Origin of the sequence: Achromobacter sp. RTa (genome assembly GCF_000757485.1) — a bacterium.
Lineage (GTDB): Bacteria > Pseudomonadota > Gammaproteobacteria > Burkholderiales > Burkholderiaceae_B > Achromobacter.
In genome coordinates this window covers 161,171-187,196 of record NZ_JPYO01000027.1, presented here as the reverse complement: position 1 = coordinate 187,196, position 26,026 = coordinate 161,171, and the positions used below count along the sequence as shown (strand labels likewise).

Here is a 26,026-nt window from a genome sequence, read left to right as displayed (position 1 = left end):
GTGGCACCATAGGAAAACATCCGGAGCTTCATTACATCCATGTCCGACAGCCTGTCCCATCCCGTCGCCTGGCCGCATCAACCCGCGGACCGCGTGCTCATGACCTTGAAGACGCGCGGCCCGCAATCCATCGCGGTCATCGCAAAGGCCATGGACGTGACGGCCGAGGCGGTGCGTCAGCAGATGACCCGGCTGCATGCAGACGGGCTGGTCGGCGCCGAAAGCCGCAGCGCGGGCCGCGGCCGGCCCACGCAGATCTGGTTCCTGACCGAGGCCGGGCACGCCCGTTTTCCGGATACCCATGCCGAGATGACGGTGCAGATGATCGGGGCCGTGCGCCAGGTATTCGGCGAGGAGGGCGTGGACAAGCTGATCCAGGTGCGCGAAGCCGCCATGCTCGGCAGCTATCGCGAAGCCATGCAAGGCGCCCGGAACTTGAAGGGGCGGCTGGAGCGCCTGGCGGAAGTCCGCAGCGCCGAAGGCTATATGGCCGAACTGCGCAAGGATGGTGCGGACTTCCTGTTCATCGAGAACCACTGCCCGATCTGTTCCGCCGCGAAGGCCTGCATGGGCTTTTGCCGCAGCGAACTCGAACTCTTCAACAAGGTGCTCGGCGACGAGGTCCTGGTGGAGCGGGAAGAGCACATTCTTACGGGCGCGCGCCGCTGCGCCTACCGCGTGCGCAAGCGCGGCCCCGCCAGCCGCTCATGACGGACCGGCTTCCTGGTCCCATCCGCCCAGGGCCTTGTACAGATCCACCGCGTTGACTAGCCGGCGCTGCTGCAAGCGGATGTATTCCTGCTCGGATTCGAACAGGCTGCGCTGCGCTTCCAGCATTTCGAGATAGCTGGCCACGCCGCGGTCGTAGCGCCGTTCGGCCAGGCGCTGGCGTTCGCGGTCGGCGTCGCGCACTTTGCGCTGCGCGTCGATCTGGTCGCGCAGCGTGTCGCGTGCGGACAGGGCGTCGGCTACTTCGCGGAAGGCCCGCTGGATGCTGCCCTCGTATTGAGCGACGGCGATGTGCTTGCGGGCCTCCGCCAGGGACAGGTTGGCGCTGTTGCGCCCGGCGTTGAAGATGGGCAGCGTGAGCCTGGGCGAGAACACCCAGTTTCCCGTTCCCGGGCCGAACAGATCGGAAAAGCTGCCGGCCGTGGTGCCGATATCGGTCGTCAGCTGCACGGACGGGAAGAAGGCCGCCCGCGCCGCGCCGATGTCGGCGTTCGCGGCCCGCAAGGCGTCCTCCGCCTGGCGCAGGTCGGGGCGGCGGGCCAGCAGGGCCGATGGCAGGCCCGCCGCCAGCGGGGTCAGGCTCTGGCTCTCCAGCGCGGCGGCATCCGTGTCGGGCGGCAGCGAGAAGTCGCCCGCGAGCAACCCCAGCGCATGCACGGCCTGGCGGTATTCCCGGGTCAGCCCGGCATGCGTCGCGCGGGAAGATTCCACCAGCATCTGCGCGGTGCGCAGGCCCATGGCCGTTTCCAGCCCGGCGTCGTAGCGCCGCTGCGTGAGCTTGAGCGACGACTCGCGCAGCGCGAGTGTGCTGTCCGTCAGCCGCAGCTGTTCGGCCAGCGAGCGCTGGTTGAAGTACGCCGTGGCGGTTTCCGATACCAGCGACAGCGTGGCGGCGCGGTGCGCTTCCTCGCTCGCCAGGTAGCGGGATAGAGCGGCGTCGCTCAGGTTCCTGACCCGTCCGAAGAAATCCAGCTCGAACGCGGCAATGCCGACCGCCGCACGGTAGCGGTTCGCGACCGGCATGCCGGTTTGGCCGGGCTCGGCGGCGCGTCCACGGCTGAACTCGCCCGTGCCGTCCACGGAAGGCAGCCGGTCGGCCCGCTGTACGCCGTAAAGCGCGCGGGCTTCCTGGACGCGCAGGGCCGCCACCCGCAGATCGCGGTTGTTCTTCAGCGCGGCTTCGATCCAGGCCTGTAGCGCAGGGTCGTTGAAATAGCCGCGCCAGTCTTGCGGCATGGCGGCCTGCCCGTCCGCGGGCGGAGTGCCGTAGGCGGCCGGCACCGGCGCGGCCGGGCGCTCATAGGCGGGGGCCAGCGAGCAGCCGGCCAGGGCCAGCGCAAGCAGGGTCATTGCCATAGCCTTCATGGCGAGGTCTCCAGCGTTTCGCGGCCGTCGGGGCGCGCGGGGCGGACGCGCATGCCAAGCACGCGGCCCACGATAAGGAAGAAGAGCGGCACCAGGAAAATGGCCAGCACCGTGGCGGTGACGATGCCGCCGAGCACGCCGGTGCCGATGGCGGCCTGGGCGCCGGAGGCCGCGCCGGTGGCCAGTGCCAGCGGCAGCACGCCCACGCCGAAGGCCAGCGAGGTCATCACGATGGGCCGCAGCCGCAGCCGCGCCGCTTCCAGCGTGGCAGACACCAGGCCCTGGCCGTCGCGCACCAGGTCCTTGGCCACTTCCACGATCAGGATCGCGTTCTTGGCGGACAGGCCGATGGTGGCGATCAGCCCGACCTTGAAGTAGATATCGTTGGGCATGCCGCGCAGGGTCACGCCGAGCACCGCGCCGATCACGCCCAGCGGCACCACGAGGATCACCGCCAGGGGAATGGACCAGCTTTCGTACAGGGCGGCCAGCGCCAGGAATACCACCAGCACCGACAGCGCGAACAGCACGGGCGCCTGGTTGCCGGACAGCCGCTCCTCATAGGATTGGCCCGACCAGTCGAAGCCGATGCCGCGAGGCAGGTCCGCCGCAAGCTCCTCCATGGCGCGCATGGCCTCGCCGCTGCTGTGCCCAGGGGCCGCCGATCCGTTGATGGTGAAGGACGGGAAGCCGTTGTAGCGGTTGAGCTGCGGCGGCCCCATCGTCCATTCCAGCGTGGCGAAGGCGGAGAGCGGCACCATCTGGCCCTGCAAGTTGCGCACGTGCAGGCGCGATACGTCGTCCACGTCGACGCGGCTCTTGCCGTCGGCCTGGACGGTCACGCGCCGCACCTGGCCATTGAGCATGAAGTCGCCGATATAGTCCGATCCATACATCACCGCCAGCGCCGTGTTGATCTCGTCCATGGTTACGCCCATGGCCTGGGCCTTGTCGCGGTCCACGCGCAGCTCCAGCTGGGGGGCGTCTTCCTGGCCGGCGAACACCACCTCGGTCATTGCCGGGTGCCCGGACGCTGCGGCCAGCAACTGCTGGCGCGCCTGGGCCAGGGCCTGGTGGCCCAGGCCGGCGCGGTCCTGCAGGCGGAAATCGAAGCCCGAGGTGGAGCCCAGGTCCGGCAGCGGGGGAGAGTTCAGCGCGTGCACCATGACGTTCCTGCGCGCGGCGAAGGCGGCGTTGATGCGCTCGACCACCGCGTCCACGTGCAGGTCGGGATCGCGGCGCTGCTTCCAGTCCTTGAGGGTCACGAAGAACATGGCCGAGTTCGGGCCGCTGCCATACTGGCTGAAGCCGTTGACGGAATAGACGTATTCGACGGGCTCGTTCTCCATCATGTAGCGCTCGACGTCCTTCACGACCGCCATGGTCTCGGCCTGCGGCGAGCCTTGGGGCAGGATGACCATGGCCATGAAGCTGCCCTGGTCCTCCTCGGGGAGGAACGAGGACGGCAGGCGCGCGAACAACAGCGCCACGGCGGCGATCACCGCCAGGTAGGCCAGGCCGAAGCGCATGGGCCGCGACAGCACGCCGGACACCCTTGCCGTGTAGCGCGCGGTCAGCCGCGCGAAGGCGCGGTTGAACCTGCCGAAGAAGCCGCGCTTCTCGTGGTGCCCGGCTGCGATAGGCAGCAGCATGCTGGCGCACAGTGCCGGCGTCAGCGACAGCGCCAGGAATGCCGAGAACGCGATCGACACGGCCAGCGTCACGGCGAACTGGCGGTAGATGTTGCCGACGGCGCCGTCGAAGAAGGCCATGGGCACGAATACCGACACCAGGACGACGGTGATGCCCACGATGGCTCCGCTGATCTGGCGCATGGCCTTCACGGTGGCCTCGCGCGGGGGCAGGCCTTCCTCGGCCATGATGCGCTCGACGTTCTCGACCACCACGATGGCGTCGTCCACCAGGATGCCGATGGCCAGCACCATGCCGAACATCGTCAGCACGTTGATGGAGTAGCCCAGCCCCAGCATCACGCCCAGCGTGCCCAGCAGCGCCACCGGCACTACCAGCGTCGGAATCAGCGTGGCGCGGAAATTCTGCATGAACAGGTACATCACGCAGAACACCAGGGCTACAGCTTCCAGCAAGGTCATCAGCACCTTCTGGATGGAAATCTCGACGAAGGTGGAGGTTTCGTACGGAATGTCCCAGGTCACGCCGGGCGGGAAGTACTGGGCCAGTTCCTGCATGGTCGCGCGGATGCGCTTGGTGGTCTCCACCGCATTCGAGCCCGGCGCCAGCTTGATTCCCAGGCCGGTGCCGGTCATCCCGTTCACGCGGGACAGGTACATATAGTCGGTGCCGCCCAGCTCCACGCGGGCCACGTCCTTCAGGCGCAAGGTGGCGCCGCCCGGCTGCGCGCGCAGCGGGATGTTGGCGAACTGCTCGGGAGTATGCAGGGATTCGGCCGCCACGATGCTGGCGTTCAGCGGAGCATTCTTGGGCACGGCCTGGTTGCCGAGCTCGCCGATCGTGACCCGCGCGTTGTGGCTGCGCAGGGCCGCGACGAGGTCGCCCGGCGTCAGGGACATGGCCGTCAGCTTGGCGGGATCGGGCCAGATGCGCATTGCGGCCTCGGCGCCGAAGGACTGCACCTTGCCCACGCCTTCCACGCGGCGCAGGGCCTGCAGCACGTTGGAGGCGGCCAGTTCGCCCAGCTGCATGTCGTCCAGCGCGCCGTCCGATTTCAGCGACACGACCAGCTGGATGTTGTCGGCGGCTTTTTCCACGCGCACGCCGTCCCGGCGCACGGCTTCGGGCAGGCGGGGCTCCACGGCCTTCAGGCGGTTCTGCACCTCAACGGCCGCCAGGTCCGGATTGGTGCCTTGTTTGAAGGTCAGGTTGATGCTGGCCCATCCCGTCGAGTCGCTGGAGGACGAGGTATACATCAGCCCGGGAGCACCGTTCATTTCGCGCTCGATGATGGCGGTGACCGCTTCTTCGACCACCTTGGCCGAAGCGCCGGGATAGCTTGCGCCCACGTTGACCACGGGCGGCGCGATGTCCGGATACTGCGCCACCGGCAACGCGCGGATGGAGAGAACGCCGGTCAGCACGATCAGCAGGGAGATCACCCACGCGAAGACGGGGCGATCGATAAAAAAACGCGCCATGTCGGCTTATCCTTGTTGGCCGGAGGCGGGCTGCCGCGCCTGTGCGTCGGGCGCGGGCCGCTCTACCGCTTTGATCTTCTGGCCCGCCGCCAACTGGGCGGCGTTCTCGACGACGATGCGTTCGCCGCCTTCCAACCCATGCGTGACGATCCAGTTGGGGCCCTGCAAGCGATGGGCCACGACGGCGATCTTCCGCAGTTCGCCATCCTCGCCAGCCGCCAGCAGGTGGGCGCCCTCGGCGCTGCGCAGCAGGGCGTCGCGCGGCACCAGGTAGGTGTCGCGGTTGATCGCCTGCTCCAGCCGCACCCGCACGTACATGCCTGGCAGCAGGTCGCGGTCCGGGTTGTCGAACAGCGCCCGCATCGTCACGTTGTCGGTGCCGGGGTCGACCGCCAGGTCCTCGAAGGACAGCGTGCCGCCGCGTCCGTACTCGGACCCGTCGGGCAGCAGCAGCCGCACCCGCACCTGGTCCGGCGACACGCCTTGCAGGGTGCCGGCGCGGATCTGCTTTTGCAGCCGCATGACCTCTGCGGCCGGCTGCGCAAAGTTCACGTAGATGGGATCTATCTGCTGGACCATCGTCAGCGGCGTGGCCTGGCCTTCGCCCACCAGCGCGCCCTCGGTCACCAGGGCGCGCCGCGCCCGGCCATCTATGGGCGAAGTGACGCGCGCATAGTCCAGCTTCAGTTTGGCGCTTTGCAGGTTGGCGCGGGCCAGCGCGACTTCCGCGCGGGCCTGGCGCTCCAGCGCCACGCTCTCCGCATGGTCGCGTTCGCTGATGGCGCGGTCGGCCACCAGGTCCGCATAGCGGCGCAGCTTGTCGGCCGCGGCGGACAGGTTCGCCTGCGCGCGCGCGAGGTTCGCCGCTTCGGAATCGTAGGCGGCCTGCAGCGGCGCCGGATCGATCTGGAACAGGGCGGCGCCGCGCGCCACGTCCTGTCCTTCTTCGTACAGGCGCGCGGTGACGATGCCGGCCACGCGGGCGCGCACCTCGGCTTCGCGGTAGGGCTCCAGGCGGCCCGGCAGTTCGGTCGTGACGCTCGTGGGCGTGGCCGCCGCGACGATGACGCCGACCTCGGCCGGCGCCTGCGCGGCATCCTGGGGCGCAGGCTTGGAGCAGGCAGTAATAAGAATCGATACAGAAAAAAGGGCGAGTGTGGGCAGGGAAACTCGATGCTTCATTTTTAAAATTGTTGTGATGCGCCCGCAGGGGGCGGGGAAGTGCGGAAAGGCGCCAACTTTCCTGGTGGGGAAGCGAGTCTAGCATTTAATCCGTCATGCTTGATTAATTACTTTGTTCGAAAGTATGCTTGTCGCTTCACACTTATTCACACAACACGGAAAGACGGCTCTCGGATCGAGGGGCCGTCTTTTTTTTAGGGGAGGTTTCCGCATGGCCCGCAAGACGAAAGAAGAGTCCCAACGCACTCGTACCCGCATCCTGGATGCCGCGGAGCGCGTATTCCTGTCCAAAGGCGTGGCCGGCACCACCATGAGCGATATCGCCGACCACGCGGGCGTTTCCCGGGGCGCCGTCTACGGCCATTACAAGAACAAGATCGATGTCTGTATCGCCATGTGCGACCGGGCGCTCGGCGAGGCGGCGCCGCTGACCCAGGTGCCGACGGAAGGCGAGGCCCTGGAGGCGCTCTACGATTCCATGCGCCAGTACATCCAGATCTATGCGCAGGAAGGATCGGTGCAGCGCGTGCTGGAGATCCTGTACCTGAAGTGCGAACGCAGCGACGAGAATGCGCCGCTGCTGCGGCGCCGCGACCTTTGGGAGCGTCATGCCTTGCGCACTTCCGAGAAGTTGCTGCGCGCCGCCGTCAAGCGCGAAGACCTGCCGCGCGCCCTGGACATCCGGCTGTCCAACATCTACCTGCATTCGCTGGTCGACGGCGTGTTCGACAGCCTGTGCTGGTCCGACCGCCTCAAGGGCGACCTCTGGCCCCGCGTCGATCGCATGCTGCGCGCCGCCATCGACACCCTCCGGCTCTCCACGCACCTGCGGACGCCGCAAGCCGCGTAGCCCCTCCGCCGGGCGCCCCTGAGCCGGGCGCCCCTAGCCGGGCGCCCCCATACAATCACCGCATGACCCTCAAGCAACTCGAAGCCTTCTACTGGGCCGCCACCTGCGCAAGTTTCGCCGTGGCCGCGGAGCGCCTGCACCTGTCGGTGTCGTCGCTGTCCAAGCGCATCACCGAGCTCGAGCAGGCCCTGGGCCAGCCGCTGTTCGACCGCAGCGGGCACAAGGCGGCGCTGACCGATGCCGGCCTGCGCCTCTTGCCCCAGGCGCGCGATCTGCTGGCCGCGGCGGAGCGGGTGCGGGCCTCCCTCGCGGAAAGCCCCGGGCTGCGCGGCCGCTGCCGCTTCGGCGTCGGCGAACTGACGGCGCTGACCTGGCTGCCCGCCCTGATCCGGGGCGTGCGCGCCGCCTATCCGGACCTGGTGCTGGAACCCTATGTCGATATCGGACAAGTGCTGGAACAGCGCGTGGCCGACGGCGAACTGGATTTCGCGGTGATAGCCGGCAGCTCGTCGCGGACCGGTATCGCATCCGCGCCCATCGGACAGGCCGATTTTTCCTGGTCGGCTTCGCCCGCCGTGCTGGATGGCGCCACTCGCATGGTTCCCGGACTGCTGGAGCGCCTGCCGCTGGTGACGCTGCCGGCTGGCGCGGGCACCACGCGCATCATCGACGGCTGGCTCGCGGGCCGGGATGCGGGGGGCGAACGTCTGTGCTGCAACAATTGGGGCGCGGTGGTCGGTCTGCTGATCGAAGGCACTGGCGTGGGCCTGCTGCCCAGCCATTGGGCGAGGGCGCTCCAGGCCGAGGGCAGCCTGCGCGTGCTGGATTGCGATCCCGCGCTGGCGGCCTTGCCCTATGCGTTCCAGTACCGGCGCGACGACACCCGGCCGCTCGTCGGCAAGCTGCGCGACGAGGTCTTGGCAGCCGTGGATTTCTCGGCGCCTTGCCGGATTCCCTGAGCGCTGGCGCGGTGCGCGGCGTGTTGGAGCAAACCGGCCCCTTGTCCGCAAGGCGGCCGTCTCCCGCGGAATTTAGGCGCCCGACAGCCGGCGCTCTATACAATCGCCGCGCGCCTGGCGCAGAATCCAACAAGAACGTGCGCAACGGGGGATGGCCCCGGCGGTGCAGCACGGCTCGGGTCTGTTCCCTCATGCCAGGCGGCGTGCCGGCGGCGCGTGGGGAAGCAGGCCGACCTGATTCGACGGAGATATTCATGCGTAAACTTTGCCTCGCCATGGCCATGGCGGGAATGCTGGCCAGCGGATTGGCGCAAGCCCAATCGACCCTGCGCATCGGCCTGCAAGACGACCCGGATGTGCTGGACCCCGTGCGTGCCCGCACGTTTGTCGGCCGCATCGTCTTCGCGTCGCTGTGCGACAAGCTGGTGGAGATTACGCCTGACCTGAAGATCGTGCCGCAGCTGGCGAAATCCTGGACCATCAGCCCCGACAACAAGGTCCTGACGTTCAAGCTGCGCACGGACGCCGTGTTCCACGACGGCACGCCGGTGAACGCCGCCGCCGTGAAGGCCAACCTGGACCGCGCCCGCACCCAGCCCGACAGCAACCGCAAGAGCGAACTGGCCACGGTCGCCAGCGTGGAGGCTCCGGACGCCGAGACCGTCGTGCTCAAACTGTCCGAGCCGGATGCATCGCTGCTGTCGCAACTGTCGGACCGCGCCGGGATGATGATGTCGCCGGCCTCCTTCGACAAGGATCCGGGCGGCAAGCCCGTGTGCTCGGGCCCCTACCAATTCAAGGAGCGCGTGCAGAACGATCGCATCGTGCTCGAGAAGTTTCCCAAATACTGGGATGCGGCCAACTATCATTTCGACCGCGTGGTCTTCACGCCGATCCCCGACACCACGGTGCGCCTGAACAACCTGCGCGCCGGCGACCTGGACATCATCGAGCGCGTTGCCCCCAGCGACGCCAAGGCCGTCAAGGACGACAAGAACCTGCGCCTGGCTCCCGTGACGGGCCTGGGCTTCCAGTCGATCTCGGTCAACCTGGGCAACGGCGCGCGCGCCAACAACCCGCTGGCCAAGGACAAGCGCGTGCGTCAGGCGCTGGACCTGGCGATCGACCGCGACGTGCTGAACCAGGTGGTCGGCGAGGGCATGTTCCAGCCTGCCTACCAGCCGTTCCCGCCGGCCAGCTTCGCCTACAACACCGCTTTCGAGCACAAGGGCCGCGATCCGAAGAAGGCCCAGGCCTTGCTGAAGGAGGCCGGGTTCGACCGCGTCAAGTTCGAGATCACCTTCGGCAACAACACGACCATGCAGCAGGTGTTCGAACTGGTGCAGGCCATGGGCGCCGAGGCGGGCTTCGACATCACCCTGCGCCCGGTGGAATTCGCGTCGCTGCAGTCCTCGCTCGCGCGCGGTGATTTCGAAGTGGGCCAGAGCGGCTGGTCCGGCCGGGTCGACCCCAGCGGAAACATCCACCAATACGTGAGCTGCAAGGGCAACCTGAACGACGGCAAATTCTGCGATCCCGCCGTGGACAAGCTGCTCAACGACGCCCGCGCCGAATCCGACGAGGCCAAGCGCCGGGCCATGTATGACCAGGTGTTGACGGCCATGCAGGACCAGCGCCCCATCGTCTACCTGTTCTACCTGCCGTGGACTTTCGGCGTGCAGAAGAAGGTGGAAGGTTTCGTACCGTACCCCGATGGCCTGATCCGCCTGAAAAATGTGAGGTAGAACCATGGCTATGCCATCAAACGTGCCGAATGCGCAAGCGAGCAACAGTACCAACGTAGCGCGGTACATCGGGGACGCCACGGATCCGGCTTTGCCGGTCCGTAGGCGTCGCCCCCTTGAGGGGGCCCGCGCAGCGGGTAGGGGGTGAGCCATGTTCACAACGCGTCCGGAAATCCTAGGCACCTTCGGTGTCGTGACCTCCACCCACTGGCTGGCCAGCGCCGCCGGCATGTCGCTGCTGGAGCGCGGCGGCAACGCGTTTGACGCCTGCGTCGCCTCGGCCTTCGTACTGCAGGTGGTCGAACCCCATCTGGTGGGACCGGCCGGCGAAGTGCCTGCCGTTTTCTATTCGGCGCGCACCGGCCGCCTCGAAGTCCTGTGCGGGCAGGGCACCACGCCGGCCGCGGCCACGCTGGAACGCTACCGCGCCGAAGGCCTGAAGCTCATCCCCGGCAACGGCCTCCTGGCCACGGTCATTCCGGGCGCCTTCGACGCCTGGATGCAGCTGCTGCGCGACCACGGCACGATGCGCGTGCGCGATGTGCTCGAACCGGCCATCTACTACGCGGAACACGGCCACGCGCTGATGCCGCGTATTTCCAATACCATCGCCGGCCTGAAGGACTTCTTCGAAACCCACTGGCCCACGACCGCCCAGGTCTACGTGCCGGGCGGCAAGGTGCCGGAAGCCCGCAAGCTGTTCCGCAACCCGGCGCTGGCGCGTACCTGGACCCGGGTGCTCAAGCAGGCCGAAAGCGCCGGCGGAGACCGCGAACGCCAGATCGAGGCGGCGCGCGTTGCGTTCTACCGGGGCTTCGTGGCCGAGGAGATCGAGCGGTTCGCGCGCAGCACCGACGTCATGGACGAGAGTGGCGTCGCCCATCGGGGCGTCATCACCGCGGACGACCTGGCCGGCTGGTCCGCCAGCTACGACAAACCGGTCACCTACGATTACCACGGCTACACGGTGGCCAAGGCCGGCTCGTGGAGCCAGGGGCCTGTGTTCCTGCAGACCCTGGCGCTGCTCAAGGGCATGGACCTGGCGGGCGTCGGCCCGACCAGCGCGGAATTCGTGCATCGGGTCACGGAGGCCATGAAGCTGGCCTTCGCCGACCGCGAGGCTTATTACGGCGATCCCGCCTTCGTCGACGTGCCGCTGGAGCACCTGCTGTCCGACGCCTACAACGACGAACGCCGCGCGCTGATCGGCGAAATGGCCTCGCAGGACCTTCTACCCGGCCACGTGCCCGGCTTCGAGGCGCAGGTGGCGCGCGTCATGGACACGCTGGAGCGGCTTTCGCGGGTTTCCGAACCCGGCAGCGCCACCAACGAACCCACGCTGGCCGACATGCGCGCGTCGGCCAAGCGCGGCGATACCACGCACGTGGACGTCATCGACCGCTGGGGCAACATGATCTCGGCCACGCCGTCCGGCGGATGGTTCCAGTCCTCGCCCGTCATTCCCGAACTGGGGTTCGGCTTGAATACGCGCGCGCAGATGTTCTGGCTGGAAGAGGGCCTGCCCGGCACGTTGGCGCCGGGCAAGCGCCCGCGCACCACGCTCACGCCCTCGCTGGCGCTGCGCGAGGGCAAGCCCTACCTGGCTTTCGGCACGCCGGGCGGCGACCAGCAGGAGCAGTGGCAATTGCTGTTCTTCCTGCGCCACGTCCATCACGGGTTGAACCTGCAGGAAGCGATCGACCTGCCCATGTCCCATACCATGCATTTCCCCACGTCGTTCTATCCGCGGGATCGCAAGCCGGGGCATCTGGCGCTGGAGGCGAGCTTCGGAGCCGAGGTAATCGACGCGCTGCGCCAGCGCGGGCACCAGATCGAGCAGGTGCCGGAATGGTCCGTGGGCCGCCTGACCGCGGCATCGCGCGACGCCGACGGCCTGCTGCACGCAGCCGCCACGCCGCGCCTGATGCAGGCCTACGCCATCGGACGCTGACCTTCCGCAACCCGGACCGCGGGCTCTGTTGCGGCGCTTTGCCGGCATGGGGTATGTTTGACCCATGACGCCATCCCAGCAGAGCCCCGCGGCAGGGGCCCGGCCCCTGACGGGGCAGGAACCGCTCTTCATCGTTCTCAACACAGGATCGGGTCGCGGCGACGCGCAGGCCCTACAGGACATCGTCCGCCGCATGCTCGATGCGGCCGGGCGGCGCTACGAACTGATCCCCATCGAAGATCCTTCCCGGCTGGCCGAATCGGCTCAGGCCGCGGTGCGGCGCGCGCGCGACGAGCGGGGCGTCGTCATCGCCGCGGGCGGCGACGGCACGCTCAACGCGGTGGCCGGCGCCGTGCTGGGCCAGGGCGTGCCGTTCGGCATCCTGCCTCAGGGCACCTTCAATTACTTCGGCCGCCGCTACGGCATCTCCCAGGACACGGAAACGGCGCTGCGCGGTTTCCTGCAAGGCCAGCCCAGGCCGGTGCAGGTCGGCCTGCTCAATGGCCGGCCGTTCCTGGTCAACGCCAGCCTGGGCCTGTATCCGCAGTTGCTCGAAGACCGCGAGGCCTACAAGCAGAAGTACGGCCGCAGCCGCCTGGTGGCCCTGTGGTCGGGGCTGGTCACGCTGCTGCGCGCGCCGCGCCAGCTGAGCCTGCTGCTCGACTACGAGGGCAAGGCCCGGAACCTGCGGTCCCCTACCTTGGTGGTGGGCAACAACAAGCTTCAGCTCGAACACGTGGGCATCCCCTCAGAAGAGCTCGACCAAGGCCGCCTGATCGCCATGGCGGCTCGGCCGGTCGGCTCGCTGGCCTTGTATGGCCTGCTGCTGCGCGGCCTGGCCAGCCGGCTGGGCGACGCCGAGCACGTCGTCAGCTTCGCCTTCGACCGCCTGACCGTGGACGTGCGCGGACGCCGGCGGGTCAAGGTGGCGATGGGCGGCGGGATCTCCTGGATGAATACGCCGCTGGAATTCAAGGTGGCCGCCGACCGGCTGCCGCTGGTGGTGCCGGCCGACCCGCAAAGCCTGGACCGTTCATGACGCGCATTCTGCATCTTTCCGACACCCACTTCGGCACGGAGCGCAAGCCGGTCGTCGAAGCCGCGCTGGACCTCGCCCGAGAGCTCGCGCCCGACCTGGTCGTGCTCAGCGGCGACATCACGCAGCGCGCCCGCCGCGGCCAGTTCGCGGCCGCCCGCAAATTCATCGAGCGCCTGTCGCTGCCCGTCCTGGCCGTGCCGGGCAACCACGATATCCCCCTGTTCAATGTGTTCGCGCGCGCGCTCAATCCCTATGGAAACTACAAGCGCGCCCTGGGCGCCGTGCTGGAACCCGTGTTCGAGAACGATGGCCTGCTCGCCATCGGTGTGAACACCACCAGGCCGCGGCGGCGCAAGGACGGCGAAATCTCGGGCGGGCAGGTCGCGCGGGTCGCGCAGCGCTTGCGCCAGGCCCGGCCCGGGCAACTGCGGGTGGTGGTGGCGCACCACCCGGTGCGCGCCAAGGTCGAATCCGACCTGTCCAATCTGCTGATCGGGCGCCAGCACGCGCTTGAAGCCTGGGCCCAGGCCGGGGTCGATCTCGTGCTCGGCGGCCATATCCACCTGCCCTACGTGTTGCCGCTGGACCCATCCGCGCCGGCCGGCGGCTGGATCGTCCAGGCAGGGACGACCTGCTCGCATCGCGTGCGTGGCAACGTTCCCAACTCGCTGAATGTCATTACGCGCGAGGCAGGGGGAGGCTGCCAGGTCGAGCGTTGGGATTACGCCGCGGGGACGCATGCGTTCGCGCCGGTCGACAATACGCTCGTCGCGCTGTAGCGTGGCCGGCGGCGGGAATCTTCTCATGGGCGCATGCAAATGACGGACGTCTATGCGGCGTGGGCCGCGGCCCACGCCCTGCTGTTGTTCATCGTGCTGCCGCTTTTAGGCGGCGCGGGGGCGCTGCTGTTCGCGCGCTGCTGCCTCGGCCTGTCGCGCCGCGGCCGCGCCCTGTGCTTCGCGCTGGGCATCGGCGCCTCGTTCGCGGTCTTCCTGGCCTTGGCCATTGCGGTCGGCAGCCAGGGCTCGGTAGTGGAATTCGACCGGGCCCTGGCCGGCGCGCTGAGCATGTCCATGTCCATGCCCCTGCTATGGCTGCTGTCCTGGTTCACCTACCTGGGCGATCGGAATTTCCTTACGGGGATAAGCGTGCTGATGACGCTGTATCTGCTTTGGAACCGGCAATGGCGGCTGGCCGCGTTCTGCGCCATCACCACCGGCGCGGGGGGAGCGCTCAACTGGCTGCTCAAGCAGAATTTCGAGCGGGTGCGCCCGGAGCACGACCACGGCTATGCCAGCGCGGTGGGGTGGAGTTTTCCCAGCGGCCACTCGTCGGCCTCCATGGCGGTCTACGGCACGGCCTGCTATCTATTATGGAAGCTGGCGCCGCCGTCCTGGCGGCTGCCGGGCATTGCGGTCCTGGCGGCGCTTATCGTGGCGATCGGGCTCAGCCGCATTCTGCTGCAAGTCCATTTCGCCAGCGATGTGCTCGCGGGGTTTGCCGTCAGCCTGGGCTGGCTGGCGCTTTGCGTCGCGGCGGAGCGCGGCCTGCGCGCGTCAGGCGAGCGGGGCGAGCGCCTGCAATAGGCGCGCTTCGGCGGCGCCCGCGGCGTCGGCCGCCAGCAAGGGCGCGCAGGTGTAGCGCCCGCCCGCCGCGACGATGGCCTGGTCCAGCCGGCGCGCCCGTTCAGCGGACGGCGGCTCCAGGTCCACGATCAGCTTGCCGGCGATGGCCGCGGTGACGTTGCCGTCGCTGAAGCGTTCCAGGGTGCGGTCGATTTCGCGCTCGCGCGGCAGGGCCAGCACGATGGTGTCCGATTCCGCAAGCGCCTCGCGCGCCGAGGTGGCGAGCGTGGCGCTGCCGCGGAAGTCCTCGCAGCGATCGGGCTCGATGTCGTACAGGGTCAGGGCGATGTCGGGCTCCGCCGCCAGGAGGCGCTGGGCGGCCTGCGTGCCGGTCCTTCCCATGCCGACGATGCTGACGCGCAGGCTCATGGCTTCGGCACCGACCAGGTGCTCACGATATGGGCCAGGGGCTCGTCCGAACCCTCGCCCGTCAGGATGACCTCTCCCGCCGACAGCCGTCCCACCTTGAGCAGCCGGGCGTCGGCGTAGATCGCGCCCGCGGGACTCTTGCGCAGGAAATTGATCGTCAGGCTGGCCGTGACGGCGTGCGCCTGCCCGGTGGCGCCCACCACCGCGGCGTACATGGTCAGATCGGCCAGCCCCATCAGCATCGGACCGGCGACGATGCCGCCCAGCCGCTGGTGGGCGTCGCGCGCGGGCAGCACGGCGCGCGCCGTGCCGTAGCCGATGCGCAGCACATCGATGCCCAGCAGCAGCGAGAAGGGGTGCTGGTCCGCCAGCAGGATATGAAAGTCGGCCAGGCTGATCAGCGGAGCCTCGGCGCGGGTGTCCAGGTCGGTTGCGGTCATCGTTGTTCCAGGGCGTGGCAGTAGTTGTCCAGCAGCGCATCCGCGTGCTGGCCCAGGGATTTCAGGCGATGTGTGTGCTGCAGGAGCAGCAGTCCCATCAGGTAGGTGAAGAGGTTCATCTGTTCGATCTCGACGGCGGCGGCGCTCCATGACTTCGTCCTGGCCAGGGCCCGGCCCAGCAGGTCGACGCATTGGCGCAGGCGGGCGTTGAGCCTTTCGTCCATTTCCCGGCCCAGCCCGCGCGGCCCCAGTCCCTGGAACAGATACATGCCCAGCGAGAAATCCGTGCGGCGCTCGGCGTAATAGTTGTAGAACGCGTGGATCGCGCTGCGCGCGGCCGTCCGGGCGTCCGCCGTGGACGCGGCGTCGCTCAGGTGCGTGTGCAGCCGCTCCAGGGATTCTTCGAGCAGCGCGCCGTAGATGGTTTCCTTGCCAGCGAACCAGGGATAGATCGCGCCGGTGGTGCAGCCGGCTTCCGTGGCGATCGCGCGGATCGTCGTTTTCTCCAGGCCGTCGCGTTCGAATACGCGCTGGGCGGCATCCAGAACAAGCTGCCGCCTCAGCGCATTGAGGCGTTCACTGCGGCCGGCGCGGGAGGAGGAAGAGGGCATGGCGTGCCTGCAGGATCCGATGCGTTCGATCATATCGGCGATTTTTATTAATAACAATGTTATTTGGGAGCACTGGCCGAAGTCGAGATGGGCCGCGGGAATCGAAAGAGGGTGGCGGCTGCGCGCCGTGCCGGAGCGCGGACATATACCCGCGTGAAATCAGGTGCGAAAATGGCTGCCGAAATGGGCCGAATAATTGGGGGCAGGGCTGAAAGTCGCATGAATAGGACCTTGCCCTGTTTTGCTAGGGTAAGCCCTAGCGGGATAGTCGGGCCGTCGATGAGATGTTGCAATATCCCAACAAGCCTGTCGCAAACCTGCACTTTTCTGATGCCGACCATAGCCAGCCCCCCTGATTTTTGATGCAATAGCGTCAACTTCCCTTCGCGGAGTTAGGGGGGCGGCAGGCTGGTTTGCTGGATTGCTGCTCTTGTCACTCAAATCAACGGAGATTTCTTAAATGAAAAAGACTCTGCTCGCTGCCGCCCTGCTCGCCGGTTTTGCCGGTGTCGCCCAGGCAGAAACGTCTGTCACCCTGTACGGCATCATCGACACGGGTATCGGTTACAACAAGGTCAAGGGCGACGGCTTTGACGGCAGCCGCATCGGCATGATCAACGGCGTGCAGAACGGTTCGCGCTGGGGTCTGCGTGGTTCGGAAGATCTGGGTGACGGCCTGCGCGCTGTTTTCCAACTGGAATCGGGCTTTGATTCGGGCAACGGTAAGTCGGCTCAAGGTGGCCGTCTGTTCGGCCGTCAAGCCACGATCGGTCTGGCCTCCGACAGCTGGGGTCAACTGGACTTCGGTCGTCAAACCAACATCGCCTCGAAGTACTTCGGCTCGATCGATCCGTTCGGCGCCGGCTTCGGCCAAGCCAACATCGGCATGGGCATGAGCGCGATGAACACGGTTCGCTGGGACAACATGGTCATGTACCAAACCCCGTCCTTCAGCGGCTTCCAGTTCGGCGTTGGCTACTCGTTCAGCGTTGATGACAACGCTGGCGCCGACCGCGTTGGCTTCCGCACCGCCGACAACGTCCGTGGCATCACCACCGGCCTGCGCTATGTCAACGGCCCCCTGAACGTCGCTCTGTCGTATGACCAACTGAACGCCAGCAACAACCAAGCGCAAGCTGCCGTTGACGCTACCCCGCGTTCGTATGGCATCGGCGGTTCGTACGACTTCGAAGTGGTCAAGCTGTCGCTGGCCTACGCTCGCACGACCGACGGCTGGTTCGGCGGCCAAGGCATCAACGGCATCACCTCCGGTGACGTCCTGGGCACCAACATCTTCGCTGACGGCTTCAAGGCCAACTCGTACATGGTCGGCCTGAGCGCCCCCATCGGCGGCGCCAGCAAGCTGTTCGGTTCGTGGCAAATGGTTGACCCGTCGAACGACAAGCTGACGGGCGGCGACGACAAGATGAACGTCTTCTCGCTGGGCTACACCTACGACCTGTCGAAGCGCACCAACCTGTACGCCTACGGTTCGTACGCCAAGAACTACGCCTTCATCGACGACGTCAAGTCGACCGCTGTCGGCGTCGGCATCCGCCACCGCTTCTAATCCAACGCAGGGCGCAAGTCCTGCCTGGATTCCAAGCGTGCGAACGGGCTTCGGCCCGTTCGCATGAAAGCCACCCCTCGGGGTGGTTTTTTTTTCGTCCCGTGGACGGTTTCAGGGGCTTGGCGGGTGTGCGCGAGGCGGGTGTTGTAAGCTTGCAGCGCTGCCCGGAAAGCCGGGACTGTTCCATTTGAGGAATGCAGTCTTTCACCTGCTGTTCGGGCTACAGAGTTCAGCCAGAAGTAACCGCGCGAATGCTACAATCCTAAGGTTTGCGCATTTGACGGACGCCTGAATGAACCTGCAACAGTATTTCCCCGTCCTGCTGTTTATCGTAGTGGCCACCCTTATCGGGTTCGCGCTTCTAACGGCCGGCTCCCTCCTTGGTCCGCGGCGTCCGTACGCCGAGAAGCTTTCGCCGTATGAGTGCGGCTTCGAGGCTTTCGAAGACGCTCGCATGAAGTTTGACGTGCGCTACTACCTCGTGGCGATTCTGTTCATTCTTTTCGACCTCGAAATCGCGTTCCTGTTCCCGTGGGCCATCGCCCAGGGCACGGTCGGGCTCGTCGGGTTCTGGACGGTCATGGTCTTCCTGGCCGTGCTCACCGTCGGCTTCATCTACGAATGGAAAAAGGGCGCGCTGGATTGGGAATGACCCGCCGGGTTATTTCACAGCACGCTATCAGAGACGAATATGGCTATAGACGGCATTCTCAAGCAAGGGTTCATCACAACCAGCGCCGACAAGTTCCTTAACTGGGCGAAGACCGGCTCCATGTGGCCCATGACCTTCGGTCTGGCCTGTTGCGCGGTCGAGATGATGCACGCGGGCGCGGCCCGCTATGACCTGGACCAGTTCGGGATCATCTTCCGGCCCAGTCCGCGCCAGTCCGATCTGATGATCGTCGCCGGCACGCTGTGCAACAAGATGGCGCCGGCGCTGCGCAAGGTCTACGACCAGATGCCCGAGCCGCGCTGGGTTGTGTCCATGGGCTCCTGTGCCAACGGCGGCGGCTACTACCACTACTCGTATTCGGTGGTCCGCGGCTGCGATCGCATCGTACCGGTAGACGTCTACGTGCCGGGCTGCCCGCCCACGGCCGAGGCGCTGGTCTACGGCTTGCTGCAAATGCAGAACAAGATCCGTCTGACCAACACGATTGCGCGCTGACCCTTCGCCCCGCCCGCGGCGTACTCCGCCGCCGGCCCAGCGAAACCAGCGTATCGGTTCACCTAAGCGTACAAGATGATGACCAGGCTCGAAATCCTGAAAAACAATTTGCAGACCACCCTCGGCGCGGATATTGCGCTGACCGAGGCGCTGGGCGAGCTGACGCTCGAAGTGCCCGCGCAACAGTGGTTCTCGGTCTGCAACAAGCTGCGCACCGAAGCCGGCCTGCGCTTTGAAACCTGTATCGACCTCTGCGGCGTCGACTACCTGACGTGGGGCAACGGCACCCGCCAGATGCCCGAGGAAACGAACGCCAGGATCCACCGCGCGCGTTTCGCCGTGGTCGTGCACCTGCTCTCCATCGAGAACAACTGGCGCCTGCGCGTGCGTACCTGGGCCGACGACGACGAGTTCCCCGTGGTTGCCTCGCTGATGGAATGCTGGCCCGCCGTGGGTTGGTTCGAGCGCGAAGCCTTCGACCTGTACGGCATCGTCTTCGAAGGCCACCCGGACCTGCGCCGCATCCTGACCGACTACGGCTTCATCGGCCACCCGTTCCGCAAGGACTTCCCGTTGTCCGGCACCGTCGAAATGCGCTACGACCCCGAACAACGCCGCGTCATCTACCAGCCGGTCACGATCGATCCGCGCGAGATCACCCCCCGCGTGGTCCGCGAAGACTCCTACGGCTTGGGGCGTTAAATCATGGCAGAAATCAAGAACTACACGCTCAACTTCGGTCCCCAGCACCCGGCCGCGCACGGTGTGCTGCGCCTGGTGCTCGAGCTCGACGGCGAAGTGATCCAACGCGCCGACCCGCACATCGGCCTCCTGCACCGCGCCACGGAAAAGCTGGCCGAGCACAAGACCTACATCCAGGCGCTGCCCTACATGGACCGCCTGGACTACGTGTCCATGATGTGCAACGAGCACGCCTACGTCATGGCCATCGAGAAGCTGCTGGGCGTCGAAGCCCCGCTGCGCGCGCAGTACATCCGCGTGATGTTCGACGAGATCACCCGTCTGCTGAACCACCTGATGTCGCTGGGTTCGCACGCGCTGGACGTGGGCGCCATGGCGGTGTTCCTGTACGCCTTCCGCGAGCGCGAAGACCTGATGGACTGCTACGAGGCGGTTTCGGGCGCGCGCATGCACGCGGCCTACTACCGTCCGGGCGGCGTCTACCGCGACCTGCCTGATTCGATGCCGCAATACGGCGCCACCAGCAAGTACCGCGGCGACAAGGAAGTGCGCGCCATGAACGACGCGCGTTCGGGTTCGCTGCTGGACTTCATCGAAGACTTCACCAACCGCTTCCCCGGCTGCGTGGACGAGTACGAAACGCTGCTGACCGACAACCGGATCTGGAAGCAGCGCCTGGTGGGCATCGGCGTGGTCGATCCCGAGCGCGCGAAGGCGCTGGGCTTCACCGGCCCGATGCTGCGCGGCTCCGGCGTGGCCTGGGACCTGCGCAAGATGCAGCCCTACGAAGTCTACGACCTGCTCGATTTCGACATCCCCGTTGGTGTCAACGGCGATTGCTATGACCGCTACCTGGTCCGTGTCGCCGAAATGCGTGAAAGCAACCGCATCATCCGCCAGTGCGTGGAGTGGCTGCGCAACAACCCGGGCCCGGTCATGATCGAGAACCACAAGATCGCCCCGCCCAAGCGCACCGCCATGAAGACCAACATGGAAGAGCTGATCCATCACTTCAAGCTCTTCACCGAAGGCTTCCACGTTCCTCCCGGTGAAGCGTACGCCTCGGTGGAACACCCCAAGGGCGAATTCGGCATCTACGCGGTGTCCGACGGCGCCAACAAGCCTTACCGCCTGAAGATTCGGGCGCCCGGTTTTGTCCACCTGCAATCGCTGGATGAAATGTCGCGCGGTCACATGATCGCCGACGCCGTCACCATCATTGGCACGCAGGACATCGTTTTCGGCGAGATCGATCGCTGATCCGCCCAGACAGTCACGAGCACGCCCGCATAACCCGGATTCAAACTATGCTGCTTTCCGAACAGGCCTACCAGAAAATCGACCGAGAACTCGCGAAGTTCCCGGCCGACCAGCGGCAGTCCGCCATCATGGCCTCGCTTGCCATCGCGCAAGAAGAGAAGGGCTGGTTGGCTACCGAAATCATCGAAGATGTGGCCAACTACATCGGCGTTCCGCCCATCGCGGTCCAGGAAGTCGCCACTTTCTACAACATGTTCGACGTCAAGCCCGTCGGCAAGAACAAGATCGCCGTCTGCACGAACTTGCCCTGTGCCTTGCGCGACGGCGAGCGCGCCGGCGACTACCTCAAGCGCAAGCTGGGGGTCGATTACCGCGAAACCACCGCCGACGGCCAGTTCACCCTGGTGGAAGGCGAGTGCATGGGCGCTTGCGGCGATTCGCCCGTGCTGATCGTGAACAACAAGCATATGTGCGTGCGCATGACCGAAGAAAAGCTGGACGCGCTGGTCGCGGCCCTCAAGGCGCAAGGAGAGTCGGCATGAACGCGCCCGACCTGTACAAGCAGTTCGCGCAGGGGCTTGATCCCAACCCGCTGAACGATCTCTCCAATTCGATGTGCCTGCATGGCCGGCACATCCAGCCGCAGATCATGGCCGACGTCGACGGCGCCAACTGGCGCCTGGCCGACTACGTCAAGCGCGGCGGCTACGAAGCCCTGAAGAAGATCCTGACCACCGGCATGAAGCCGGAAGACGTGATCGCCGAAGTCAAGGCGTCGGGCCTGCGCGGCCGCGGCGGCGCGGGCTTCCCGACCGGCCTGAAGTGGAGCTTCATGCCGCGCGCCTTCCCCGGCCAGAAATACCTGGTCTGCAATTCCGACGAAGGCGAGCCGGGCACGTTCAAGGACCGCGACATCCTGCGCTTCAATCCGCACATCGTGATTGAAGGCATGGCGATCGCGGCCTACGCCATGGGCATCAGCGCCGGCTACAACTACATCCACGGCGAAATCTTCGAAGTCTACGAGCGCTTCGAGGAAGCGCTGGAAGAGGCGCGCGCCGCCGGCTTCCTGGGCGACAAGATCCTGGGTTCGGACTTCAGCTTCCAGCTGCACGCGTTCCATGGCTATGGCGCGTACATCTGCGGCGAGGAAACCGCGCTGCTGGAATCGCTGGAAGGCAAGAAGGGCCAGCCGCGCTTCAAGCCGCCGTTCCCGGCCAGCTTCGGCCTGTACGGCAAGCCCACCACGATCAACAACACCGAAACGTTCGCGGCGGTGCCGTGGATCATCCGCAACAGCGGCCAGGCCTATCTGGAAGTCGGCAAGCCGAACAACGGCGGCACAAAGCTGTTCTCGATCACCGGCGACGTCGAGCGCCCCGGCAACTACGAGATCCCGCTGGGCACCCCGTTCTCGACCCTGCTGGAACTGGCGGGCGGCATGCGCGGCGGCAAGAAGCTCAAGGCGGTCATTCCCGGCGGCTCCAGCGCCCCGGTGCTACCGGCCGACATCATGATGGAAACGACGATGGACTATGACTCCATCGCCAAGGCGGGCTCCATGCTGGGCTCCGGCGCCGTGATCGTCATGGACGAGACGCGCTGCATGGTGAAGTCGCTCTTGCGCCTGTCGTATTTCTATTTCGAGGAAAGCTGCGGCCAGTGCACGCCGTGCCGCGAAGGCACCGGCTGGCTCTACCGCATGGTGCATCGCATCGAGAACGGCCAGGGCCGCCCGGAGGACCTGGATCTGCTCGACAACGTGGCGGGCAACATCATGGGCCGCACCATCTGCGCCCTGGGTGATGCCGCCGCCATGCCCGTCCGTGGCTTCCTCAAGCATTTTCGCGACGAATTCGCGCACCACATCGAGCACAAGTCTTGTGTGGTCCCGCAATATCTGTAGGTCTCAGGAACAGCAATGGTTGAACTAACCGTCGACGGCAACAAGGTCGAAGTGCCCGAAGGCAGCATGGTCATGCATGCCGCCCAGAAAGTCGGGCTTTACGTGCCGCATTTCTGCTACCACAAGAAACTGTCCATCGCGGCCAACTGCCGCATGTGCCTGGTTGAAGTGGAAAAGGCGCCCAAGGCGCTGCCCGCCTGCGCCACGCCCGTGACCAATGGCATGGTCGTCCACACCTGCTCCGAGAAGGCGCGCGCCGCCCAGAAGTCGGTGATGGAATTCTTGCTCATCAATCACCCGCTCGACTGCCCGATCTGCGATCAGGGCGGCGAATGCCAGCTGCAGGACCTGGCGGTGGGCTACGGCGGCTCCTCCTCTCGCTACCAAGAGGAAAAGCGCGTGGTCTTCCACAAGGACCTGGGTCCGCTGGTTTCCGCCGAGGAAATGAGCCGCTGCATCCACTGCACCCGCTGCGTGCGCTTCGGCCAGGAAATCGCCGGCGTCATGGAACTGGGCATGCTGGGCCGTGGCGAACACTCCGAGATCACGACCTTCGTCGGCCGCTCGATCGAGTCCGAACTGTCGGGCAACATGATCGATATCTGTCCGGTGGGCGCGCTGACCTCCAAGCCCTTCCGCTACAGCGCGCGTACCTGGGAACTGGCCCGTCGCCGTTCGGTCAGTCCGCACGACAGCCTGGGCGCCAACCTGGTGGTCCAGGTCAAGGGCGACCGCGTCATGCGCGTGGTGCCGTTCGAAGACGAAGCCGTCAACGAATGCTGGATCAGCGACCGCGACCGTTTCTCGTACGAAGGCCTGAACAGCGAAGACCGCCTGTCCGCCCCGATGATCAAGGGCACCGACGGCAAGTGGCAGGAAGCCTCCTGGGCCGACGCGCTGCAAGCCGTGGCCCAGGGCCTGTCCCGTGTCCGCGACAGCTTCGGCGCCGGCCAGATCGGCGCGCTGGCGTCCGAATACGCCACCACCGAGGAATATGCGCTGCTGGGCCGCCTGGTCCGCTCGCTGGGTTCCGAGAACATCGATTTCCGCCTGCGCCAGACGGATCCGTCCTTCGACGCCGCCCTGACCGGCGCGCCGTGGCTGGGCATGCCGATCGCCGAGCTCGACAACCTGGACCGCGTCCTGGTCGTGGGTTCGTTCCTGCGCAAGGATCATCCCCTGATGGCGCAACGCCTGCGCCAGGCCGCCAAGCGCGGCACGCAGATCCTGATGGTCGACAGCGCAGCGGACGATCCCCTGATGCCCGTGGCCGCTCGCATCACCGTGGCTCCGTCCGAACTGGCGCGCGCGCTGGCCGAAGTGGCCGTCGCGCTGGCCCAGGCCAAGGAACAGGCCGTGCCGGCCGAGTTCGCTTCGGTCGTCCCGGGCGATAACGCCAAGAAGATTGCGGCCAGCCTGGTTTCCGGCGCCAACACCGCCGTGCTGATGGGCAACCTGGCCGTGGCCAGCGCCCAGGCCTCGACCCTGGCCGCCAACGGCCGCGCCGTGGCCGACCTGGCCGGCGGCAAGTTCGGCTTCCTGACCTCCGGCGGCAACACCGTCGGCGGTTACCTGGCCGGCGCCATCCCGGGCAAGGGCGGCAAGAATGCCGCCGCCATGCTCGCCGAGCCGCTGAAGGCCTACGTGGTCCTGCACGCCGAGCCCCTGCTGGATGCCGACAACGGCCAGCAGGCCATCGCCGCGCTGCGCGGCGCGCAATTCGCCGTGGCCCTGACGCCTTACCGTTCGGCCGCGGCCGAGTGGGCCGACGTCATGCTGCCGGTGTCGCCGTTCACCGAGACCTCGGGCACCTTCGTGAACGCGCAAGGCCTGGCCCAGAGCTTCAAGGGCACGGTTGCGCCGTTCGGCCAGACCCGTCCGGCCTGGAAGGTCCTGCGCGTGCTGGGCAACGTCCTGCACCTGGCCGGCTTCGACGACGAAACCTCCGAGTCCGTGCGCGATGCAGCGCTGGCCGGCGGCGTCGAAAACCGCCTGTCCAACGACATCAAGGCTCCTCTGGGCCTGGGCCAAGCCGGCACCGGCCTGGAGCGCGTCGCCGACGTGCCGATCTACCGCACCGACGCCATGGTCCGCCGCTCGGAACCGCTGCAAGCGGCTCCGGCCTCGAAGAAACCGGCTGCCGCCATGAACGGCCGCACGCTCACCAGCCTGGGCCTGACGGCGGGCGTCAAGGTGCGCGTGACGGGCGGGCAGGGCGCCGTCGAACTCGAAACCGTGCAGGATGACGCCGTGGCCGATCGCGCCGTGCGCATTTCGGCAGCCTTTGAAAACACCGCAGCCCTGGGTGGCGCATTCGGTCAAATCAGCGTGGAGCGTGCCTGATGGAATGGCTTAATGTTCTTGAGAGCCAGGGTACGGCATTGCTGGGCCCGACGGTCTGGATGGTCCTCTGGACCCTCATCAAGATTGTGATCATCGCCGTGCCCATCATCCTGTGCGTGGCTTACCTGACGTACTGGGAACGCAAGATGATCGGCGCCATGCACGTGCGCATGGGTCCGAACCGCGTCGGTTTCAAGGGGCTGCTGCAGCCTTTCGCGGACGTGTTCAAGCTGCTGACCAAGGAAGTGGTGGTCCCGTCGCAGGCCAACAAGGTGCTGTTCGTCGTGGCCCCGGTGGTCACGCTGATGCCGGCCCTGGCCGCCTGGGCGGTCGTGCCCTTCGGCCCGGACGTGGTCCTGGCCAACGTCAACGCCGGCCTGCTGTACATCATGGCCATCACGTCGATCGGCGTGTACGGCGTGATCGTCGCTGGCTGGGCGTCCAACTCCAAGTACGCCTTCCTGGGCGCGCTGCGGGCGTCGGCACAGATGCTGTCCTACGAACTGGCCATCGGCTTCGTGCTCGTGACGGTGCTGCTGGTCTCCGGCAGCCTGAACATGTCCGAGATCGTGCATGTCCAGAACCGCGGCTGGTTCGCCGACAAGGGCCTGACGTTCCTCTCCTGGAACTGGCTGCCGCTCTTGCCGCTGTTCGTCATCTACGTGATCTCGGCCGTGGCCGAAACCAACCGCCACCCGTTCGACGTGGTCGAAGGCGAATCCGAAATCGTCGCCGGCCACATGGTCGAATACTCGGGCATGGCGTTCGCGCTGTTCTTCCTGGGCGAATACGCCAACATGATCCTGCTGTCCTGCATGGCTTCGATCATGTTCCTGGGCGGCTGGGCGTCCCCGATCGACATCGCGCCGCTGACCTGGATTCCGGGTTGGATCTGGCTGGGTCTCAAGACGTTCGTCGTGGTCTCGTTGTTCGTGTGGTTCCGCGCGTCGTTCCCGCGCTACCGCTATGACCAGATCATGCGCTTGGGTTGGAAAATCTTCATCCCGCTGACCGGCGTTTGGCTGGTCGTGGTGGCGATCTGGATGCAGACGCCCTGGAACATTTGGCGCTAAGCCGC

The 26,026-nt window shown here is 66.5% G+C and carries 23 protein-coding genes; 17 read left to right on the top strand and 6 right to left on the bottom strand.

The window, feature by feature from the left end; translation table 11 throughout:
* The first annotated feature begins 39 nt into the window (after positions 1 to 39).
* Entirely contained in the window at positions 40 to 711 is a 672-nt protein-coding gene (locus tag JL37_RS08950; protein ID WP_043543436.1) for a metalloregulator ArsR/SmtB family transcription factor, read from the top strand.
* Here JL37_RS08950 and oprZ read toward each other — a convergent pair.
* From oprZ to JL37_RS08935, 3 genes are read right to left on the bottom strand one after another with little or no spacing between them, the layout of a single operon-like run.
* The gene (gene oprZ / locus JL37_RS08945) at positions 706 to 2,094 is read right to left on the bottom strand and encodes a multidrug efflux RND transporter outer membrane subunit OprZ (RefSeq protein WP_043543434.1); all 1,389 of its coding nucleotides are present in this window, start codon (positions 2,092 to 2,094) and stop codon (positions 706 to 708) included. The genes JL37_RS08950 and oprZ overlap by 6 nt on opposite strands.
* Entirely contained in the window at positions 2,091 to 5,228 is a 3,138-nt protein-coding gene (locus tag JL37_RS08940; protein WP_043543432.1) for a multidrug efflux RND transporter permease subunit, read from the bottom strand. The genes oprZ and JL37_RS08940 overlap by 4 nt, the downstream gene beginning before the upstream one ends.
* Positions 5,229 to 5,234: 6 nt before the next feature.
* Positions 5,235 to 6,410, bottom strand: a complete 1,176-nt coding sequence (locus JL37_RS08935; protein ID WP_043543430.1) for a MexX/AxyX family multidrug efflux RND transporter periplasmic adaptor subunit — start codon at positions 6,408 to 6,410, stop codon at positions 5,235 to 5,237.
* 211 nt (positions 6,411 to 6,621) lie between these two features.
* Between JL37_RS08935 and axyZ the strand changes: the two genes are divergently transcribed.
* The 7 genes from axyZ to JL37_RS08900 all read left to right on the top strand — a co-directional run bounded on the left by axyZ (position 6,622) and on the right by JL37_RS08900 (position 14,540).
* Positions 6,622 to 7,260, top strand: coding sequence for a multidrug efflux transcriptional repressor AxyZ (axyZ, locus tag JL37_RS08930; RefSeq protein WP_043543428.1), 639 nt, complete (start codon positions 6,622 to 6,624; stop codon positions 7,258 to 7,260).
* Between the two features lie 62 nt (positions 7,261 to 7,322).
* Positions 7,323 to 8,219 carry a LysR family transcriptional regulator gene (locus JL37_RS08925; RefSeq protein WP_043543426.1) on the top strand — a complete coding sequence of 299 codons (897 nt, stop codon included), beginning with the start codon at positions 7,323 to 7,325 and terminating at the stop codon, positions 8,217 to 8,219.
* 254 nt (positions 8,220 to 8,473) lie between these two features.
* Positions 8,474 to 9,964: an ABC transporter substrate-binding protein gene (locus tag JL37_RS08920; protein ID WP_043543424.1), complete on the top strand. Its 1,491-nt coding sequence runs from the start codon at positions 8,474 to 8,476 to the stop codon at positions 9,962 to 9,964.
* Between the two features lie 151 nt (positions 9,965 to 10,115).
* Entirely contained in the window at positions 10,116 to 11,915 is a 1,800-nt protein-coding gene (locus JL37_RS08915) for a gamma-glutamyltransferase family protein (RefSeq protein ID WP_043543422.1), read from the top strand.
* A 64-nt stretch (positions 11,916 to 11,979) separates the two neighbouring features.
* Positions 11,980 to 12,954, top strand: coding sequence for a diacylglycerol kinase family protein (locus tag JL37_RS08910; RefSeq protein ID WP_043543421.1), 975 nt, complete (start codon positions 11,980 to 11,982; stop codon positions 12,952 to 12,954).
* A complete protein-coding gene (locus tag JL37_RS08905; RefSeq protein ID WP_043543420.1) occupies positions 12,951 to 13,733 on the top strand; it encodes a metallophosphoesterase in 783 nt (260 codons plus the stop codon). Before JL37_RS08910 ends, JL37_RS08905 begins: the two co-directional genes overlap by 4 nt.
* A 39-nt stretch (positions 13,734 to 13,772) precedes the next feature.
* The gene (locus JL37_RS08900; RefSeq protein ID WP_043543840.1) at positions 13,773 to 14,540 is read left to right on the top strand and encodes a phosphatase PAP2 family protein; all 768 of its coding nucleotides are present in this window, start codon (positions 13,773 to 13,775) and stop codon (positions 14,538 to 14,540) included.
* Here the strand turns inward: JL37_RS08900 and JL37_RS08895 are convergent.
* Genes JL37_RS08895 through JL37_RS08885 form a run of 3 tightly spaced genes read right to left on the bottom strand, consistent with a single transcriptional unit; the run spans position 14,511 to position 15,999 of the window.
* The gene (locus JL37_RS08895; RefSeq protein WP_043543419.1) at positions 14,511 to 14,948 is read right to left on the bottom strand and encodes an NAD(P)-binding domain-containing protein; all 438 of its coding nucleotides are present in this window, start codon (positions 14,946 to 14,948) and stop codon (positions 14,511 to 14,513) included. The two genes, JL37_RS08900 and JL37_RS08895, sit on opposite strands and share 30 nt — an antisense overlap.
* A complete protein-coding gene (locus JL37_RS08890) occupies positions 14,945 to 15,388 on the bottom strand; it encodes a PaaI family thioesterase (protein ID WP_043543418.1) in 444 nt (147 codons plus the stop codon). Before JL37_RS08890 ends, JL37_RS08895 begins: the two co-directional genes overlap by 4 nt.
* Positions 15,385 to 15,999, bottom strand: a complete 615-nt coding sequence (locus JL37_RS08885) for a TetR/AcrR family transcriptional regulator (RefSeq protein WP_043543839.1) — start codon at positions 15,997 to 15,999, stop codon at positions 15,385 to 15,387. Before JL37_RS08885 ends, JL37_RS08890 begins: the two co-directional genes overlap by 4 nt.
* 460 nt (positions 16,000 to 16,459) lie before the next feature.
* Here JL37_RS08885 and JL37_RS08880 point away from each other — a divergent pair, with 460 nt between their 5' ends.
* The 9 genes from JL37_RS08880 (at position 16,460) to nuoH (ending at position 26,021) form a co-directional block, all read left to right on the top strand.
* On the top strand, positions 16,460 to 17,569 hold the full coding sequence (locus JL37_RS08880) for a porin (protein WP_043543417.1): 1,110 nt from the start codon (positions 16,460 to 16,462) through the stop codon (positions 17,567 to 17,569).
* 292 nt (positions 17,570 to 17,861) lie between these two features.
* The gene (locus JL37_RS08875; protein ID WP_006217959.1) at positions 17,862 to 18,221 is read left to right on the top strand and encodes an NADH-quinone oxidoreductase subunit A; all 360 of its coding nucleotides are present in this window, start codon (positions 17,862 to 17,864) and stop codon (positions 18,219 to 18,221) included.
* A 39-nt stretch (positions 18,222 to 18,260) separates the two neighbouring features.
* Positions 18,261 to 18,737: an NADH-quinone oxidoreductase subunit B family protein gene (locus JL37_RS08870; RefSeq protein ID WP_006217960.1), complete on the top strand. Its 477-nt coding sequence runs from the start codon at positions 18,261 to 18,263 to the stop codon at positions 18,735 to 18,737.
* A 75-nt stretch (positions 18,738 to 18,812) separates the two neighbouring features.
* Positions 18,813 to 19,439: an NADH-quinone oxidoreductase subunit C gene (locus JL37_RS08865; protein ID WP_043543416.1), complete on the top strand. Its 627-nt coding sequence runs from the start codon at positions 18,813 to 18,815 to the stop codon at positions 19,437 to 19,439.
* Between the two features lie 3 nt (positions 19,440 to 19,442).
* A complete protein-coding gene (locus JL37_RS08860; RefSeq protein WP_043543415.1) occupies positions 19,443 to 20,699 on the top strand; it encodes an NADH-quinone oxidoreductase subunit D in 1,257 nt (418 codons plus the stop codon).
* Positions 20,700 to 20,746: 47 nt separating this feature from the next.
* Entirely contained in the window at positions 20,747 to 21,241 is a 495-nt protein-coding gene (nuoE, locus tag JL37_RS08855) for an NADH-quinone oxidoreductase subunit NuoE (protein ID WP_043543414.1), read from the top strand.
* On the top strand, positions 21,238 to 22,605 hold the full coding sequence (gene nuoF, locus JL37_RS08850) for an NADH-quinone oxidoreductase subunit NuoF (protein ID WP_043543413.1): 1,368 nt from the start codon (positions 21,238 to 21,240) through the stop codon (positions 22,603 to 22,605). The genes nuoE and nuoF overlap by 4 nt, the downstream gene beginning before the upstream one ends.
* Positions 22,606 to 22,620: 15 nt before the next feature.
* Positions 22,621 to 24,948, top strand: coding sequence for an NADH-quinone oxidoreductase subunit NuoG (nuoG, locus tag JL37_RS08845; protein WP_043543412.1), 2,328 nt, complete (start codon positions 22,621 to 22,623; stop codon positions 24,946 to 24,948).
* Positions 24,948 to 26,021, top strand: a complete 1,074-nt coding sequence (nuoH, locus tag JL37_RS08840; protein ID WP_043543410.1) for an NADH-quinone oxidoreductase subunit NuoH — start codon at positions 24,948 to 24,950, stop codon at positions 26,019 to 26,021. Before nuoG ends, nuoH begins: the two co-directional genes overlap by 1 nt.
* Positions 26,022 to 26,026 lie beyond the last annotated feature (5 nt).

Excerpts from the sequence above, each read along its gene's own strand:
- JL37_RS08905 (WP_043543420.1), top strand. The coding sequence starts at position 12,951 with ATGACGCGCATTCTGCATCTTTCCGACACCCACTTCGGCACGGAGCGC.
- JL37_RS08890 (WP_043543418.1), bottom strand. The coding sequence starts at position 15,388 with ATGACCGCAACCGACCTGGACACCCGCGCCGAGGCTCCGCTGATCAGC.
- JL37_RS08915 (WP_043543422.1), top strand. The coding sequence starts at position 10,116 with ATGTTCACAACGCGTCCGGAAATCCTAGGCACCTTCGGTGTCGTGACC.
- JL37_RS08875 (WP_006217959.1), top strand. The coding sequence starts at position 17,862 with ATGAACCTGCAACAGTATTTCCCCGTCCTGCTGTTTATCGTAGTGGCC.
- axyZ (WP_043543428.1), top strand. The coding sequence starts at position 6,622 with ATGGCCCGCAAGACGAAAGAAGAGTCCCAACGCACTCGTACCCGCATC.
- JL37_RS08860 (WP_043543415.1), top strand. The coding sequence starts at position 19,443 with ATGGCAGAAATCAAGAACTACACGCTCAACTTCGGTCCCCAGCACCCG.
- nuoH (WP_043543410.1), top strand. The coding sequence starts at position 24,948 with ATGGAATGGCTTAATGTTCTTGAGAGCCAGGGTACGGCATTGCTGGGC.
- JL37_RS08910 (WP_043543421.1), top strand. The coding sequence starts at position 11,980 with ATGACGCCATCCCAGCAGAGCCCCGCGGCAGGGGCCCGGCCCCTGACG.
- nuoE (WP_043543414.1), top strand. The coding sequence starts at position 20,747 with ATGCTGCTTTCCGAACAGGCCTACCAGAAAATCGACCGAGAACTCGCG.
- JL37_RS08935 (WP_043543430.1), bottom strand. The coding sequence starts at position 6,410 with ATGAAGCATCGAGTTTCCCTGCCCACACTCGCCCTTTTTTCTGTATCG.
- JL37_RS08900 (WP_043543840.1), top strand. The coding sequence starts at position 13,773 with ATGACGGACGTCTATGCGGCGTGGGCCGCGGCCCACGCCCTGCTGTTG.
- oprZ (WP_043543434.1), bottom strand. The coding sequence starts at position 2,094 with ATGAAGGCTATGGCAATGACCCTGCTTGCGCTGGCCCTGGCCGGCTGC.
- nuoG (WP_043543412.1), top strand. The coding sequence starts at position 22,621 with ATGGTTGAACTAACCGTCGACGGCAACAAGGTCGAAGTGCCCGAAGGC.
- JL37_RS08895 (WP_043543419.1), bottom strand. The coding sequence starts at position 14,948 with ATGAGCCTGCGCGTCAGCATCGTCGGCATGGGAAGGACCGGCACGCAG.
- nuoF (WP_043543413.1), top strand. The coding sequence starts at position 21,238 with ATGAACGCGCCCGACCTGTACAAGCAGTTCGCGCAGGGGCTTGATCCC.
- JL37_RS08940 (WP_043543432.1), bottom strand. The coding sequence starts at position 5,228 with ATGGCGCGTTTTTTTATCGATCGCCCCGTCTTCGCGTGGGTGATCTCC.
- JL37_RS08885 (WP_043543839.1), bottom strand. The coding sequence starts at position 15,999 with ATGCCCTCTTCCTCCTCCCGCGCCGGCCGCAGTGAACGCCTCAATGCG.
- JL37_RS08925 (WP_043543426.1), top strand. The coding sequence starts at position 7,323 with ATGACCCTCAAGCAACTCGAAGCCTTCTACTGGGCCGCCACCTGCGCA.
- JL37_RS08880 (WP_043543417.1), top strand. The coding sequence starts at position 16,460 with ATGAAAAAGACTCTGCTCGCTGCCGCCCTGCTCGCCGGTTTTGCCGGT.
- JL37_RS08865 (WP_043543416.1), top strand. The coding sequence starts at position 18,813 with ATGATGACCAGGCTCGAAATCCTGAAAAACAATTTGCAGACCACCCTC.
- JL37_RS08920 (WP_043543424.1), top strand. The coding sequence starts at position 8,474 with ATGCGTAAACTTTGCCTCGCCATGGCCATGGCGGGAATGCTGGCCAGC.
- JL37_RS08950 (WP_043543436.1), top strand. The coding sequence starts at position 40 with ATGTCCGACAGCCTGTCCCATCCCGTCGCCTGGCCGCATCAACCCGCG.
- JL37_RS08870 (WP_006217960.1), top strand. The coding sequence starts at position 18,261 with ATGGCTATAGACGGCATTCTCAAGCAAGGGTTCATCACAACCAGCGCC.